This is a genomic window from Carboxydocella thermautotrophica, assembly GCA_003054495.1.
In the GTDB taxonomy this organism is placed as follows: domain Bacteria; phylum Bacillota.
This window is the reverse complement of the sequence record CP028514.1, coordinates 678,006-693,967: the sequence shown is the minus strand read 5'-3', so window position 1 is coordinate 693,967 and position 15,962 is coordinate 678,006. Positions and strand designations below refer to the sequence as shown.

Sequence of the window (15,962 nt, the reverse complement as noted above, 5' to 3'; positions counted from 1 at the left end):
GGGCTACTTCCCCGGGTAGGAAATGCCTGCTAATTTTTCAGTTTGCGCTTGAGCCAGAAGATGGCCAGCCCCAGAATTCCACCGGCCAGGAGCAAGCGCCAGAAGTTATAGACCAGGCTCAGAAGCACTTGCCAGGCATCCTGAACCAGCTGATTGGTCCCCTCCCAGAAGGCCAGTTGCAGCTGGGCCCAGAATCCTTCCCCATCTACACCGATTCCGGCCGCCTGGTCTTTTTGCAGATTAACAGTAATAGTGGCAAATTCCACCTGGTTGTTCATTACTTTTAGCTGGGCCGTCAGACTGTCAATCTCACCCCGCACCCGGCCCACCTGCTCCTCCATGCGCAGGATATCCTCCACTTTGGTGGCTTTCTGATACAGTTCCAGCAGCCTTTTTTCCTGGACCTTAAGATTGTTCAGCCTTGCTTCCAGGTCCGTGTACTGCAGGGTAACATCCTGGCTGCTGCGCTGGCTGGTAAGGATGCGGCCTTCCTTACCCAGACCGGCCAGGAAGCTGTCCAGTTTGGCAACTGGCAAACGCACCGTAACACTGGCCGACTGCACCTGGTCCTCCCTCTCCTGGTTACCCTGGAGAAAAGCATTTTCCACATAGCCTCCAAATTGTCCCGCTCTGGCTTGCAGGCGCTCGAAACTGGCCTGCACATCTTTTACGGCGATTTCCAGAGTAGCGGTCACAATCAATTTGCGCTCAACTGTACTCGAGGAGGCAGGAGGACTGCCCGATTCTTTCATTGGGGCCCCTGCCATACTCTTAGCCGTCAAAGTTGGGTCTGCATATGAATGATAAACGTTCTCTTGATTTAGTAAGGCCCGAACACCAGGCCAGAGGCTAAAGCTGACCACAGTCACCAGCAGCAAAGCTGCCACCAGACTGGCTACACCAGTAACGATTTTGCCCTTGCTCAACCGCAGCCACCAGTGCCCGGCACCTAAAGGCTGGCGGGCCAGCCTTGTTTTGAGTCTCTGCTGGAAATCAGGACCCGGTGTTTGCTCCGGTTCAGTCGCCAGCAGTTTCTGCAAGCGCTGCAGCTCCTCTTTTTCCTGCTGACAGGCGGTACAGGTAGCCAGATGCTCCTCCACTGCCATTCTTTCCTTTTCTGTCAGCATCCCATCCAGGAAAGGAGACAGCAGTTTTTTCACGCGTTCACAGGTCATAGTTCCCTCCCCCTTTCCCTGGCAGACAGCCAGAGCTGGCGCAAATTCTGCCGGGCCCGGGCCAGACGGGATTTGACTGTCCCCGGATTAATCCTCAGGATAGCGGCAATTTCCTCATAACTGAAACCCTGTACATCCCGGTAAATCAAAATCAGGCGCTGTTCTGGCGGCAGCTGATTTAACAGCTGCTGGACCTCCAGCTCCCCCTCGATGTCCTCCCTGACCGTCACAGCAATCTCTTCCTCCCAGGCTGTTTCCTGCTGGCGGGAACGCCGGCGAAGGGCATCTTTGCAGGTATTGGCAGCCACGCGATAGAGCCAGGTAGTAAAAGCCGCTTCCCCCTTGAAACCCGGTAATTGTAAAAAGACTTTCAGCCAGATCTCCTGGGCCAGATCTTCCGCATCCTCTCTGTTCCCCATCAAACGCCAGGCGACGCGCCAGACATAGGGCTGGTAATGTTCCGCCAGGCGGGCAAATGCCTCTTTATCCCCTTTTTGACTGCGGGCCAGCAGTTCTGCCAGTTCCATCCCTTCGCCTCCTTTCCGCTTTCAATCAGTTAGACGAAAAAAATGAGCCAGAAGTTCCCCCGGCTCACAATTTTTTTAACGAAAAACATACCACAAACCAGCTGTTGCCAGCAATGCCAGTCCGCACCCAAAATAAAAGGGAGCAGCCGGACCAGCCCATTGCCATAACCAGCCCGCCAGCAGACTGGCAGGCAGCAGACTGATACCCAGACTGAAATTATAGAGGCCATAGGCTGTCCCCCGCTTTTCCGCCGGAACCAGGTCCGCCACCAGGGCCTTGGCCACCCCTTCAGTGGCGCCATAATAGACTCCATAAAGGGCATAGAAAAACCAGACCTGCCAGCTGCTATCAGCTATGGCGAAACCAAGATAGACAACAGCATACACCAGCCAGCCCCCAACAATCAGATAAATCCGTGGAATGCGGTCAGAGAGTTTACCGGCGGGCCACGCTACTGCTGTCGTGAGTAAATTAAAGAGAGCCAGCAGAAAGAATATCTGCACCACCGATAAACCGACGTTCTGGGCTCTTAACAGCAAGAAAGCGTCACTGGAATTACCCAGGGTAAACAGAATATTAATCAGCAAAAATACCTTAAAGCGCCAGTCAAACCCGGATAAAGACCAGTCCAATCCCTGCTTCAGTGCTGATTTTTCCGCTTTCGGCTCCACTTCCTTAACAAAAAAAATCAGCAGTATAGTACCTATAAATACCGGAATGATCGCCGCCAGCACCAGATAGCGATAGCCTGTTAACGTTAGTTGTACTTGCCCCTGCTGGGACCAGTAAACCAGCAAGGCAGCCAGGGTAGCTCCTAGCACCGCTCCGAAGGGGTCAATGGCCCGGTGAAAACCGAAAGCCTGCCCCCGCTCTTCCGGAGCCACCGAATCAGCGATGAGCGCATCCCGGGGGGCGGTGCGAATCCCTTTGCCCACCCTGTCCAGAAAGCGAATGCCCAGCACCCAGAGCCAGCTACTGGCAAAATAGAGAAAAGGCCGGGAAAGGGCCGGAATCAGATAACCGGCTACCACCCATGGTTTACGGCGCCGAATCCGGTCAGATAAATAGCCGGCCAGAAATTTCAGCAGGGTAGCTGTAGTATCGGCTATCCCTTCAATCAAGCCAATAACCGAAGTCTTTACCCCCAGGATATTGCTGAGAAACAAGGGCAGGGTACGAATCACAATCTCACTGGAGAGGTCATTGAAAAAACTGACCCAGCCCAGTATGAAAACATTCCGCGGCAGTCCCCAGATTTTCTTCAATTGCCTTCTTCCTCCTCGTATGTAATTTTTGATCGCTTCCTCGGTGTTTTCGCTAACGCTAGCCACAAAAACTTCACCCCTTGTACATATTATTACATTTGTTGTATACTTGGGACAAGGGGTACAATGTTTGTCGGCCTTACTCATGACTGAAGTCACGAGTGTGCGGCCAACATGCATCAAATAGAGGAGTGATACTATGAAGCTAATAACCAGGTGGTTGAGTTTGTTCCTCTTGTTGCTATTAGCCTTTCCAGGACCAGCTCTGGCTAAAACCACCAGAAAAATAACAGACCGCAAGCCGCCTGTCCTCAGCTGGCTGCAAAAGCCCAATCCACCTCTGGTCAGCGGAGGTAACTGGCCCCTGCGTTTTCGCTTTAATGAAAAATCCCGGGTCTGGCTGGCTGTCTATAACAGTAAAGGCAAGGCATTAGTTCGTCCCATCCAGGGTCGCTGGTACCAGGTAAGCCCTATCGGGGTAAATATCAGCCTTAAAAACTGGCCAGCAGGCAACTACACCCTCTGGCTCACCGCCCAGGACCGGTTCGGCAACCGCAGTCGCTGGAAAATGACAGTAAAGATAGGTGACCGTCCGGCAAACAGTAGCCCTCCTGCCGTTAGCCCCGGCAATCCCGGGCGGCAAACCCCTGGCAGCAGCAGTACAGGGAGAGGCAGCTCCAGCAGTGGAGCTGGTGGCAACAGTAACGGCGGTAGCATCAGCACGGGAAGCTCTACTCCACCGGGGACAAACAATCCGGTTCCACCTTCTCCGTCGGCATCACCACCGGTAATAACTCCACCACCGGGGTCCTCGCAGTCGGAACCGGTAAACAATCTGCCAGCAGACGAGCTGGCCCGGTTATATGCTGTACCAAGGGTGGATGAGGTGAAAAACTCCGCCATTCCCGGCTATGCTATTCGTTTTTACCTGGCTGAACCCAGCTATGTATCGATTCGAATCTACAACAGTCAGCAGCAGGTAGTTGCGGTCATTTATGACCGGCCTACTGAACCCCTGCCTGATGGCCTCAACACCGTGGTCTGGGATAAAAAAGTCACCCTGGAACCCGGCCGCACTGACTGGGCCACCCCTGGTGTCTATACCTGGGAGGTAGTCGTGAAAAAAGGCGATGGCACCCTGGTTAACCGCTTCAGCGGTGAAATCCAGGTTTAAGATTGAGCAGCCGTTGCGGCTGCTCTTTCTTTTTTCCATTGTCCCAGCATTACCCCGGTTAGAATGGCCAGTAGTCCAAACCAGTCCTTCAGGTTTAAATTCTCTCCCAGGACAAATGCGGCCAGCAGGACAGTAAAGGCAGGCTCAAAACTGCTGATCAAGGCTGCTCGGCTCGCCCCCAGTTTTTCAATCCCGTAGAGATAACCCAGGATAGCCATAGCAGTGGAAACTACTCCAATAGCAAGCCCGGCGAGCAACCCTATACTGTCAAAAGCAGGCCACCAGCGCCAGGGCGGGGCCAGCGCGTTAAACAAAAGGGCACAGGCAAGGCAAATCCAGGCAGTCACAACCACTGGCGGTTTCGCCTCAACATTTTTCTGCCCCAGTATCCCGAACAGGGCATAAGCCCCTGGAGCCAGCAAAGCCAGACCTATCCCTCGCCACTCTGTAGCGCTGAACCCGCCCGCAAAAGGATTAAGCACCAGGGCACAACCCAGAAAGGACAAAGCTATTCCGCTCCATTGCCAGAAAGAAGGCCGCTCCAGGCCAAAAAACCAGGCCAGCAACGCAATCAAAGCGGGGTAGAGATAAAGGATCAAAGCGGTGAGCCCCGCCGGTATATATTGCAAGGATGAGAAATATCCTATGGCCGTAATCCCATAGCCCAGCCAGCCCTGTAAAGCAAAACGCACGGTTTGGACCGGTCCAAGTCGCCACTGGCCGGGATATTTCCAGACCAGCAGAGGCCAGAGGACCCCGCAGGCCGCCAGAAAGCGCAAAGCCAGCAAACTGTAGGGATCAGCCCCGTGCTGATAGGCAATTTTAACGAAAATGGCCATGGAGCCGAAGCCCATGGCCGAAATGACAGTTGCCAGCAGTCCCTGCCATTTTTTGTCCATTTTCTTCCCCTCCCCAGAGACTATTATAGCACAGAAAGGGGAGCTATACCACCATTAGAGAACATTGGCAGTTCCGCGATAAATCAGCCCCCGCATGCCATCAACGGTGACCAGGGTGCCATCCTCCAGAATGTGAGTAGCATTATCCACACCTACTACGACACCGATACCCAGATTGAGGCCGACAATGGCAGCATGAGAGGTCAATCCACCGGTTTCGGTAATCACTGCGGCACATTTTTCCATTACCAGTACAAAATCCTTATCTGTAGCGATGGTAACCAGAATATCGCCAGGCTTGATTTTGGCCTCCGCTTCCTTCGCTGTGCGGGCCACTTTTACTGTACCTGTTACCGCCCGGGCCCCTATTCCGGTTCCTTTGGCCAGAATCTCTCCCACAGTGTGTACCTTGATCAAATTGGTTGTTCCCGGCACCCCAACCGGTACACCGGCAGTGATTACCACCAGATCACCGGCTTTTATCAGACCGGCAGCCAGGGCGGTTTCCACTGATACCTTCAGCATTTCATCTGTGGATTTGGTTTCCTTACAGAGCAGGGGATATACCCCCCAGACCAGCAAGAGCTTGCGGACCACATCCATTTTGGGAGTAATGGCTACAACCGGTGCCTGAGGACGGTATTTGGAAACCATTTTGGCTGTATGGCCTGATTTGGTGGCACAGATAATAGCGGAAGCCCCAAGATCATGGGCGGTAGTCACCGTGGCATGGCTGATAGCATCGGTGGTGGTCCGTTCCGGCACTATCCCTCGCCTTACCGTTAACTCCTCATAGCGCAAAGCCCTTTCCGCCCGTTCGGCAATGCGAGCCATGGTTTTTACCGCTTCCACAGGATATTTGCCCGCTGCTGTTTCCCCACTGAGCATGATCGCATCAGTGCCATCAAAGATAGCATTGGCCACATCGGTAGCTTCTGCCCGGGTAGGACGGGGATTGCGGATCATGGAATCCAGCATCTGGGTCGCTGTGATTACCGGCTTACCGGCCCGGTTGCATTTTTCGATGATCATTTTCTGGACCAGCGGTACTTCATCAATGGGAATCTCCACTCCCAGGTCACCCCGGGCCACCATGATACCATCCGCTACCTTCAGGATTTCATCAATATTGTTAACCCCTTCATGGTTTTCGATTTTGGCGATAATCTGCATATCTGAGCTATGTTTTTCCAGAATCTCACGAATGGCCAGCACGTCCGCCGCTTTGCGCACAAAAGAGGCCGCAATAAAATCCATGCCCATCTTGATCCCGAATTCAATATCGGCAATGTCCTTCTCAGTAAGAGCAGGCAAGTTGATAACTGCACCGGGAACATTTACCCCTTTACGGGAGCTGATTTCCCCGCCATTTTCCACTACACAGTGAATTTCCGTGCCTTCAATTCGCTCCACTTTCAGGCCGATCAAGCCATCATCGATGAGGATGGAAGTACCTTCCCGCACATCTTCAGGCAAACCTTTGTAGGTTACAGGTATGCGGTTGCCCTCTCCTTCCATCTCTTCCGCAGTCAGAATCAGCTTGTCCCCGGGGTTGACAGTGATTTTTTCCTTCAGGACCCCCAGGCGAATTTCCGGGCCCTTGGTATCCAGTAAGATGGCCACCGGCCGGTTGGCCTTAGCAGATGCCTGGCGGATAGCCTCCACCCTCCGCCCGTGTTCCTCATGGGTGCCATGGGAAAAATTCAGCCGGGCCACATTCATTCCAGCTTCAATCAATTGAACCAGAGTCTCCACCTGCTCACTGGCAGGACCAATGGTGCAAATAATTTTGGTACGCCGCACCTTAATTCCCTCCTCTTGCTATATCGAAAGAATATTGGCCAGTTTATAGACCTCCAGGTCAATCTCCTTTTTCTGCTGCAAAGCCCATTCAATATCAAAGTCTTTAATTTGCTCGGAAACTATACCTACCATTTTTTTGCTCTCCCCTGCCAGCAGCAATTCCACCGCTTTGGCACCCATGCGGGCTGCCAGCACCCGGTCAAAGGCTGATGGCGCTCCACCCCGCTGAATATGGCCCAGAATGGTCACCCTGGTATCAAAACCGGTTTTTTCTTCAATATATTTACCGATGTCCAGGGCACTGCCTGCCCCTTCTGCCACCAGGATGATAGAATGCAACTTACCCCGGGCATGGCCTCTTAAAAGTTTTTGCACCACATCCTCCAGGCTAAAGGGAACTTCCGGGATGAGGATGGATTCCGCCCCCCCGGCCAGGCCGGCTTGCAGGGCTATGTAACCAGCCCGCCGCCCCATGACTTCAATGATAAAGGTGCGTTCATGGGAAGTAGCGGTATCGCGGATTTTGTTGATGGCATCCAGCACCGTGTTGACACAGGTATCAAAACCAATTGTGTAATCCGTGCAGGGAATGTCATTATCAATGGTGCCGGGAATGCCGATCACCTTGATGCCATGTTCATTGGCCAGCAAGGTGGCACCGCGGAAGGACCCATCACCACCAATAACAACCAGGGCATCCACTTCCATTTTGCGCAGATTATCAGCCGCCTGGGCCCTGCCCTGCGGAGTGCGGAAGGCCTCGGAACGAGCTGTGCGTAAAACGGTACCGCCCCGGTGCACAATATCTCCAACAGAACTGAGATTCATCAGCCTCATTTCGCCATTGATCAGGCCGGCATAGCCCCGTTCGATTCCCACCACTTCCAGACCGTGATAAATGGCAGTCCGAACCACCGCCCGCACTGCTGAATTCATGCCCGGTGCATCGCCACCACTGGTAAGTACGCCAATTCTTTTCATGCCAATTACCCCCTTGCCACTTTTTGTCCTGGCGGGCCTTTAACTGTCCCAGCCTTGTAATAAAGGAGCCGATGGGGCAATGCCTCATCGGTAATAGTTTATCCCTCCTGAAAACTGCCTATACGGCGAAAACGCTGATAACGCTGTTCCATTAACTGTTCTCCCGTCTGACCGGCCAGCTCCTGCAGTCCCTGGAGCAGTTGCTCCTTGACCTTGCTGGCTGTAAACTCATGATCCCGATGGGCCCCTGCCAGGGGTTCAGGAATGATGCCATCTATTACCCCCAGCTGCAGGAGATCCTGGGCGGTCAGCTTCATGGTTTCAGCCGCCCGGGGCGCCTGACTGCCATCTTTCCAGAGAATAGCAGCAAAGCCTTCCGGGGAAATCACGGAGTAAACAGAATATTCCAGCATATATACCTTATTGCCAAGGCCCAGGGCCAGCGCTCCACCACTGCCCCCTTCACCGATAACTACTGCCAGCAGGGGAACAGAAAGTCCAGCCATGGCGTAAAGAGCTCGGGCAATGGCTTCTCCCTGGCCCCGTTCCTCTGCCCCAATCCCGCAAAAAGCCCCCGGGGTATCAATAAAGGTGATGATGGGGCGTTTAAACCGTTGCGCCTGTTCCATCAAGCGAATGGCCTTGCGATAGCCTTCAGGATGGGGCATACCGAAATTGCGGGCAATATTTTCCCTGGTATCCCGCCCTTTCTGGTGCCCTAGCACCGTTACCGGCCGCCCTTCCAGGAGGGCAATCCCCCCTACCAGAGCAGCATCATCGGCAAAATTGCGGTCACCGTGCAATTCGATGAAATCATCAAAAATTAAATTAATATAGTCCAGGGTGGTTGGCCGCTGGGGATGACGGGCGATTTGCACCTTCTGCCAGGGTGTCAGGTTGGTATAGATCTCCTGACTCAGCTGCCGGGCTTTTTCCTCCAGAGTAGCGATTTCTCGCGAGAGGTCAATCCCCTTCTCCTGGGAAAATTTCCTCAGTTCCGCGATTTTGTTTTCCAGCTCCAGGAGAGGCTTTTCAAACTCCAGTAAAGTCACAGCCATTAAGCCTTCACCTCCTGAGGCTGGTGCCAGGCCAGCAGTTTAGTCAGTACCGTTGCCAGTTCCTTGCGGTGTACTACCCTGTCCACCTGACCATGTTGCTGCAAAAACTCCGCCCGCTGAAACCCTTCCGGCAACTTCTGTCTGATGGTCTGTTCAATCACCCGGGGCCCGGCAAAGCCGATGAGAGCACCCGGTTCAGCCAGAATGATGTCCCCCTGGGAGGCAAAACTGGCAGTCACCCCACCGGTAGTGGGATCAGTCAGAACCGTTATGTAGAGCAGGCCTGCCTCTTTCAATCGGCGCACCGCCAGGCTGGTTTTGCCCATTTGCATCAGAGAGAGAATGCCTTCCTGCATGCGGGCTCCCCCGGAAGTGGCAAAAACCACTACCGGTAACCGCCGTTCAATAGCAGCCTCAATAGCCCGGGTGATTTTTTCCCCTACCGCTGAGCCCATGCTGGCCATAATGAACTGATTGTCCATCACCACCAGCATTACAGGCTGGCCCCCAATGGTGGCAGTACCACACACAACAGCTTCCTTTAAGCCAGTTTTGCTCTGGGCTTCAGCCAGTTTGCCCTCATAGCCGGGAAAGCCCAGCGGATTTACGGAAGTAAGCCCGGCATCCAGTTCGACAAAGCTGTCCCCATCCACTAACTGCTGAATCCTTTCCCGGGCAGTGAGATGGAAATGGAACTGGCAATGGGGGCAAACTTTGAGATTGCGTTCCAGTTCTTTTATAAACACAATCTGACCGCATTTAGCACATTTTTGCCAGAGTCCTTCCGGTATTTCCCGTTTAACTGCCGGTTCTGCCGGTTTAGCCGGTCCGGGCTGGACCGTCACATATTTGGGCTTTTTAAATAAATCCTTTAAAGCCATGAACGGGCTTTCACCTCATTTCCCTTTAACGTCCATAAACAGCATGGTTGTTAATAACTTCCAGAGCGTCTTCCAGTTCGGAAGCCGGAACCAGTATTTCATAAGCGCGGTCATCCTGGGTGGAACTGGCCAGGCCCACCGGACGTAGTGAAACCAGAAACCCTTCTGCCATCAGCACATCCCGCAGTTTTTCCGCTGCCGTTTTGCTGGGAGCGATATAAACTACTTTTAGCACCTTTTTCCGCCCTCCCTTTTCCTTCTCCGGCCAGGTTTTCTCTGGTTATTCTCCCGCTTCCACCACACCATGTTTGGTATAGATAGAAGCCTTGCCTCTGATTTTAATAGCTGAAGTATGTTCAGTAAACTGGGCGATCATCACTTCGCCCCGATCCAGCTTTTCCGAATGATGAAATTTGGTGTCTTTGCCCCTGGTCAAACCGATAATAGTCACTCCATTTTCTTTGGCTTTGACCACAATATAGTCACCCGCAATATCTTCCAGGTTTAACAAAACGGCCACCTCTTTTTGTTCACACTTATTTCAGCTTAAATGTTATCACAGCTCAGGGGGTTTTGCAATAATGATGCGCAATCCGGGCAGAAGCTGCAGCGGCAATACCAGCCACCAGGTCGTCCAGAAAGGTATTTACGCGATTTAGTTTGTTTTTATCCAGTCTGCCGATAATTCCCATCTTTTTCTTGTCCAGATAACCAAAACTGGTAATTCCCACTGTCCCATAAATACTAGCAATAGCCATGGCCAGATTTTCATCTATTCCATACAGAGGTTCATCTCCCGCCACAATGGTCTGTAAGGGTTCAGGCAACAGCCCTTGCTCTGCCAGTTTATCCAGAGCCAGTCCCGTGAGCAAAGCATATTGTACTTCCCGCTTGCGCAATACGCTATGGACTGCCTCCAGACACTCTTCCAGGGTAAGTTCCGGACTAAAGGGCTTTTGCAACCTCAACACGATTCTGGCTATATCCCGGACATCTACTCCCCGCTCTTTTAACAGGGCCAGCATCTCCTGACTCATACTTCTTCCCCTCCTTCAGGTATCCTATCATATGCACGAAGGAGGGCAGGGCGAACCATGCTGCCACTAGCGAAAAATTTCTTATACCTGGGGCAAACTGGCCAGAGCTGCTCTGGCCTTTGCCCCAACGGTGCCACCGGGATCTAAAGCCACGGCCTTGTTCAGGTTTAGCCTGGCTGCAGCGTAGTCCTTCACATCCCAGGCGGCATAACACAGGCCCAGTCCATAATAACCATTGGCTTTCTGCGGAAACCAGCGAATTTCCTCCTGGAAAGCCTGGATTGCCAGGTCATACTGGCGCTGACTGTAATAAAGCCAGCCCAGGGTATTGATAGCCTCCTCATTGCGGGGATTTAACCGAAAAGCTTCATCCAGATGCCGGGCAGCTTCAGTCAGTTGCCCAGCCGCTTTCAGTTTCAACCCCAGCTGATAATGGGCATCTGGATTTTGCGGGTCATACTGTAAGGCTTCCTCAAATTTGCCCGCTTTAACCAGATCGGCGGCAATTTCCCAGCCAGGTTTGACCTGGGCAGCTGGCCAGGCACTTCCCCGTACTACCACCAGGGCATTGCTCAACAGCCGCCCCGGGCGGGTAAGATATTTTCCCTGCCAGTACAGACCGGTAGAAGCTCCCCCATCCAGAGCCATGGCATCCCTGACGCCCAGTTTCTGCAAAACTGCTGCCAGCTGGTATACGGTAGCGTCACTGATATTGCCCATTAACACAACCTTGCCGGGCAGGATGGCCACAAAGCTTTTGGGCCCGGCAGCCTGCGTCTGTTTCCAGTGAGTAATTCCTTCCGCCTGCGGGTTAACTACCACCCGGCCATTCTTAACCAGTAGCGGTCCTGCCCCCAGACCAACTGCCCCTCGGCGCCAGTCAAGAACCGGACCGGTCTTGCTGCCAATATGCCAGTTCAGCCGCCATTGCACCCGGTCGCCAGCTCTGAATTTGCTGAACTGGGCCTGGGCCTTCGGTCCCGGGCCAAAATGAATAACAAAACCATCCGCCGGAATCTGGGAGTTGGGCCCACTGATAGCCACCACCCGGCCCTGACGAACAATCACTTCTTTTCCGGAACGGGTCCCGGTCCTAAGGCCGCGGGCCGGTGTGAAGACAGCACTGGCATCAGCTTCAGCATAGACGTGATTTAGCCCCCAGGCATACCAGTTGTTGCGATAATCCCAGGAACCATTGATACTCCCTGTTACTTCGCTTTGCAGTCTTTCCATCAACAGCTCCCCTGTCCGAGTGAACAGGGCAGTAGTACCGGTATTGCCGGTATGAACCGGTATACCTTCAACCAGCAGATTGCCCTGAGGCTGAAAATCGGAATAGGAGTTAAAATAAGTGCCATTTACTGCCGCAATGCCATTCTTGCTGCGGGCCAGCGCCTCCAGGGATGCGGTTTTTCCCACCTGGCCTCCGCCCAGAGCCACGGCCAGGCGTAAGCCCGGAGTCTTTAAATCCACACTTACTGCTTTTAGCAGGGTTTTCTTGCTGCCAATTTTTATATCATACTGCCGGTAACTTACCCCTGGTCCACCGCTCACCGCTGCTCCTTTTTGAGTAACTGTTACCGTAGCTGTGGCCGCTTCCCCCTGTAGCCCGCCCAGCAACCAGGTCATTAAAATGAACACCGCTATTCTTTTAAGCCATCGGTTGTGCCGCTTCATATTTTCGCTCCTTCCCATTGGTTCTGGCTATGAAGGGTCTGGTCACTACCGTCCCTTCGCCCAGCAGGTTTTGCAATTCCTTCACCATGCTTTCCCCTGGCTCTACTCGCCAGTTGACCGGCAAGTATTCCGCCTCCTTACCCGCAGGACTGACATAGACCAGTACCACCGGATGAGGGCCGGGATAACGGGACAGCAAGGTCAGCACCTTTTCCCGGATTTCCAGCGCTTGTGCCCGGGGTCCTGGTAAACGCAGATAAACCTGTATTAAAGGCCGAAATTGCGGAGCCCGGGGTTCCAGTGCTGGCAGCACAAAATCTTCTAGAGGCAATACCTCTTCCACCAGCAGCTTAACTCCGTCATCATTGTGGTTGACCTTGCCCTTAATCTCCAGGGTACGTTCCGGTTGTAACAGACTCCGGTATTTTTTCAAAATACTGCTGAAGATAACCAGCTCCACTTTCCCGGCCAGGTCCTCCAGCCAGGCAAAGGCCATTTCTTCCCCCCGCCGGCTAAGAGTGGGCTTGATTTCCACCAGCAAGCCGCCACAGTAGACCATCTTACCTTCAGCCATTTCCCCCAGTTGCGCCAGAGGGGTAAAGCCAGGAGAATGAAGTAAGGTGCGAAACTGGTCCAGCGGGTGGCCGGAAATATAGAGCCCGAGATATTCCTTTTCATTCTGTAATATATCTGCCTCCGTCCAGGCAGGAACCTGCGGCAGGGGAATTTCCGCTGCCTCCTTTTCCCCCAGCACATCAAACAGGCTGAGCTGGCCGCCAGCGCGTTCCCGTTGTACCTGTTGACCGTGTTCTACCATTAAATCCAGAGCTGCCATATACTGGGCCCGGTGTCCGCCCAGGCTGTCCAGCGCCCCGGCGCGGATCAAAGACTCCAGCACTCTTTTGTTAACCTGGGATAAATCCACCCGCTCGCATAAGTCCTGGAAAGAGAGAAAAGGCCCATCGTTTCTGGCCGCAATAATGGCCTGGATCGGCCCCTGCCCCACATTCTTGATGGCTGCCAGGCCCATTCTAATTCCTGCTTCGGTCACAGTGAATCCCAGCCCGCTCTGGTTAACATCCGGAGGCAGAACCTTAATCCCCATGCGGCGGCATTCTTCAATATAAATGGCTACTTTATCGGCATTGCCCATCACTGAGGTTAGCAAGGCAGCCATGAATTCCTCGGGATAGTTGGCTTTCAAGTAAGCAGTCTGGTAGGCCAGCAGGCCATAGGCCGCCGAGTGGCTGGCATTAAAGCCATAACCGGCGAAATATTCCATCAGATCAAAGATCTGTCCGGCCACTTCCGCTTCTACTCCATTGGCCACCGCCCCCTCCACAAATTGCTGGCGCAGTCCAGCAATGACCTCAGGTTTTTTCTTGCCCATGGCCCGACGCAACAGGTCCGCTTCTCCCAGCGTAAAGCCTGCCAGGTCAGAAGCTATCCGCATCACCTGTTCCTGGTAGAGAATCACCCCGTAGGTAGAGCGCAAAATTGGTTCCAGTTTGGGATGCAGATATTTAATCTGCTGCTGGCCATGTTTGTTCCTGATAAAATCCTCCACCATGCCGGAACCCAGGGGGCCAGGCCGATAGAGGGCCACCAGAGCGATGATATCATCAATACACTCCGGTTTCAGTTCCCGCAACAGCTGCCGCATCCCCGCGGATTCCAGCTGGAAGACACCGATTCCTTCTCCCCGGCTTAAAAGTTCATAAGTCGCTCTATCATCCAACGGCAGTTGATCCAGATCCAGTTCGATACCGTGCCTTTCCCGGATATAAGCCAGGGTATCCCGCATTACCGTCAGGGTGCGCAGCCCCAGCAAATCCATTTTCAACAGTCCGACTTCTTCCACCGTCTCCTTGGCAAACTGGGTGGTAATAATCCCATCAGCGGAACGATAGAGGGGGATCACCTCCTGCAGGGGTTCTTTTCCGATCACTACCCCGGCCGCATGAGTAGAAGCATGGCGGGGCATACCTTCCACCGCTGCCGCCAGGTCCAGTAATCTCTTTACCGCTGGTTTTTCCTGATACAGGGCCTTGAGCTCACCGGAAACCTGCAGGGCCTTTTCAATAGTCATCCCCAGTTCAGCGGGGATGAGCTTGGCTACCCTATCCACTTCCCCGTAGGGTAGTCCCAGTACCCGGCCCACATCCCTCACTGCCGCCCTTGCCGCCATCGTACCAAAGGTGATGATCTGACAAACCCGGTCCGCTCCGTATTTTTCGATCACATACTGGATTACTTCTTCCCGCCGTTCAAAGCAAAAATCGATATCTATATCCGGCATGCTGACCCGTTCCGGATTGAGAAACCGCTCAAACAGTAAATTATAACGTAGAGGGTCGATGTTGGTGATACCCAGCACATAGGCCACCAGACTGCCGGCAGCACTGCCCCGGCCGGGCCCGACAAAAATCCCCTGCCGGCGGGCATAGTTGACGAAGTCCCAGACGATGAGAAAATAGCCGGAATAGCCCATCCGCCGAATTACACCCAGTTCATACTCCAGCCGGGCCTCCATTTCCGCCGTAACCGGCTGGTAGCGCTGCCTGAGTCCTTCCCGGCAAAGCTCTTCCAGATAGCTGTCCAAATTATGCCCCTCTGGCACCTGATATTCGGGCAAATGTAAACGGCCGAATTCCAGTTCCAGCTGGCAACGCTCGGCAATGGCCAGGGTATTATCCAGGGCTTCGGGATACTGGCCCAGTACCAGCTCCATTTCCGCCCGGGACTTGAGGTAAAATTCCCGGCTCTCAAATTGCATCCTGTCCGCATCTTCCAGGGTTTTACCGGTCTGGATGCAGAGTAAAATCTCCTGTACTTCCGCATCAGTTTTTTCTACACAATGCACATCATTGGTAGCTACCAGCGGCAAACCCAGTTCCCGACTGAGGCGCACCAGACCGGCATTAACCCGCAGCTGTTCCTCCAGGTAGTGGTTTTGCAGCTCCAGAAAAAAGTTTGCCGGCCCAAAAATCTCCCGGTATTCCAGCGCAGCCCGCCGGGCCAACTCCTCCTGGCCCTGGCTCAAATGCCAGGCCACTTCCCCGCCCAAACAGGCACTGAGGGCGATCAGGCCTTCACTGTGCTGGCGTAAAAGCTCCTTGTCCACCCGCGGTTTATAATAAAAGCCTTCGGTATAAGCCAGGGAAACCAGAGTCACCAGGTTGCGATATCCCCGCTCGTTTTCCGCCAGTAACACCAGGTGATAGGGGGATTCATCCATTTTGGCCTCTTTTTGCCAGCGGCTGCGGGGAGCCACATACACTTCACAGCCAATGATGGGCTTAATCCCCGCCTGACGGCAGACTTTATAAAAATCGATCACGCCGAACATGGCGCCATGGTCAGTGATGGCCAGGGCAGGCATACCCAGTTCGACTGCCTTCTGTACCAGCTTTTTTATTCGGGCCGCTCCATCCAGCAAACTGTATTCAGTATGAACATGAAGATGAACAAAACTCAATGGCGG

Annotated in this window: 14 protein-coding genes; 1 reads left to right on the top strand and 13 read right to left on the bottom strand. The window is 53.5% G+C overall.

What is annotated here, in order from left to right:
• Positions 1-29 precede the first annotated feature (29 nt).
• The 3 genes from CTH_RS03430 to CTH_RS03420 all read right to left on the bottom strand — a co-directional run bounded on the left by CTH_RS03430 (position 30) and on the right by CTH_RS03420 (position 2,968).
• Positions 30-1,175: a DUF4349 domain-containing protein gene (locus tag CTH_RS03430; RefSeq protein WP_107754254.1), complete on the bottom strand. Its 1,146-nt coding sequence runs from the start codon at positions 1,173-1,175 to the stop codon at positions 30-32.
• Complete coding sequence (locus CTH_RS03425; protein WP_078664262.1) at positions 1,172-1,702, bottom strand: RNA polymerase sigma factor; 531 nt, start codon at positions 1,700-1,702, stop codon at positions 1,172-1,174. The genes CTH_RS03430 and CTH_RS03425 overlap by 4 nt, the downstream gene beginning before the upstream one ends.
• Before the next feature lie 75 nt (positions 1,703-1,777).
• Positions 1,778-2,968 carry an MFS transporter gene (locus CTH_RS03420; RefSeq protein WP_207656826.1) on the bottom strand — a complete coding sequence of 397 codons (1,191 nt, stop codon included), beginning with the start codon at positions 2,966-2,968 and terminating at the stop codon, positions 1,778-1,780.
• Between the two features lie 199 nt (positions 2,969-3,167).
• On the opposite strand from CTH_RS03420, the gene CTH_RS03415 reads away from it, so the two are divergent.
• Positions 3,168-4,142: a hypothetical protein gene (locus CTH_RS03415; protein WP_143311757.1), complete on the top strand. Its 975-nt coding sequence runs from the start codon at positions 3,168-3,170 to the stop codon at positions 4,140-4,142.
• On the opposite strand, the gene CTH_RS03410 is transcribed toward CTH_RS03415, so the two are convergent.
• The 10 genes from CTH_RS03410 to CTH_RS03365 form a co-directional block, all read right to left on the bottom strand.
• Positions 4,139-5,041, bottom strand: a complete 903-nt coding sequence (locus tag CTH_RS03410) for a DMT family transporter (RefSeq protein WP_078664265.1) — start codon at positions 5,039-5,041, stop codon at positions 4,139-4,141. The genes CTH_RS03415 and CTH_RS03410 overlap by 4 nt on opposite strands.
• 54 nt (positions 5,042-5,095) lie before the next feature.
• Positions 5,096-6,844, bottom strand: a complete 1,749-nt coding sequence (pyk, locus tag CTH_RS03405) for a pyruvate kinase (RefSeq protein WP_107753043.1) — start codon at positions 6,842-6,844, stop codon at positions 5,096-5,098.
• Between the two features lie 18 nt (positions 6,845-6,862).
• Entirely contained in the window at positions 6,863-7,825 is a 963-nt protein-coding gene (pfkA, locus tag CTH_RS03400; RefSeq protein ID WP_078664267.1) for a 6-phosphofructokinase, read from the bottom strand.
• A 98-nt stretch (positions 7,826-7,923) separates the two neighbouring features.
• A complete protein-coding gene (locus CTH_RS03395) occupies positions 7,924-8,883 on the bottom strand; it encodes an acetyl-CoA carboxylase carboxyltransferase subunit alpha (protein ID WP_107753041.1) in 960 nt (319 codons plus the stop codon).
• Positions 8,883-9,764: an acetyl-CoA carboxylase, carboxyltransferase subunit beta gene (accD, locus tag CTH_RS03390; RefSeq protein ID WP_107753038.1), complete on the bottom strand. Its 882-nt coding sequence runs from the start codon at positions 9,762-9,764 to the stop codon at positions 8,883-8,885. The genes CTH_RS03395 and accD overlap by 1 nt, the downstream gene beginning before the upstream one ends.
• Positions 9,765-9,789: 25 nt before the next feature.
• Positions 9,790-9,999: a hypothetical protein gene (locus CTH_RS03385; protein WP_078664270.1), complete on the bottom strand. Its 210-nt coding sequence runs from the start codon at positions 9,997-9,999 to the stop codon at positions 9,790-9,792.
• Between the two features lie 45 nt (positions 10,000-10,044).
• On the bottom strand, positions 10,045-10,275 hold the full coding sequence (gene mtrB, locus CTH_RS03380; RefSeq protein WP_078664271.1) for a trp RNA-binding attenuation protein MtrB: 231 nt from the start codon (positions 10,273-10,275) through the stop codon (positions 10,045-10,047).
• Positions 10,276-10,327: 52 nt separating this feature from the next.
• A complete protein-coding gene (locus CTH_RS03375) occupies positions 10,328-10,801 on the bottom strand; it encodes a phosphatidylglycerophosphatase A family protein (RefSeq protein WP_078664272.1) in 474 nt (157 codons plus the stop codon).
• 81 nt (positions 10,802-10,882) lie between these two features.
• Positions 10,883-12,478: a phosphodiester glycosidase family protein gene (locus tag CTH_RS03370; protein ID WP_159073808.1), complete on the bottom strand. Its 1,596-nt coding sequence runs from the start codon at positions 12,476-12,478 to the stop codon at positions 10,883-10,885.
• The gene (locus tag CTH_RS03365) at positions 12,453-15,956 is read right to left on the bottom strand and encodes a DNA polymerase III subunit alpha (RefSeq protein WP_107753034.1); all 3,504 of its coding nucleotides are present in this window, start codon (positions 15,954-15,956) and stop codon (positions 12,453-12,455) included. Before CTH_RS03365 ends, CTH_RS03370 begins: the two co-directional genes overlap by 26 nt.
• Positions 15,957-15,962 lie beyond the last annotated feature (6 nt).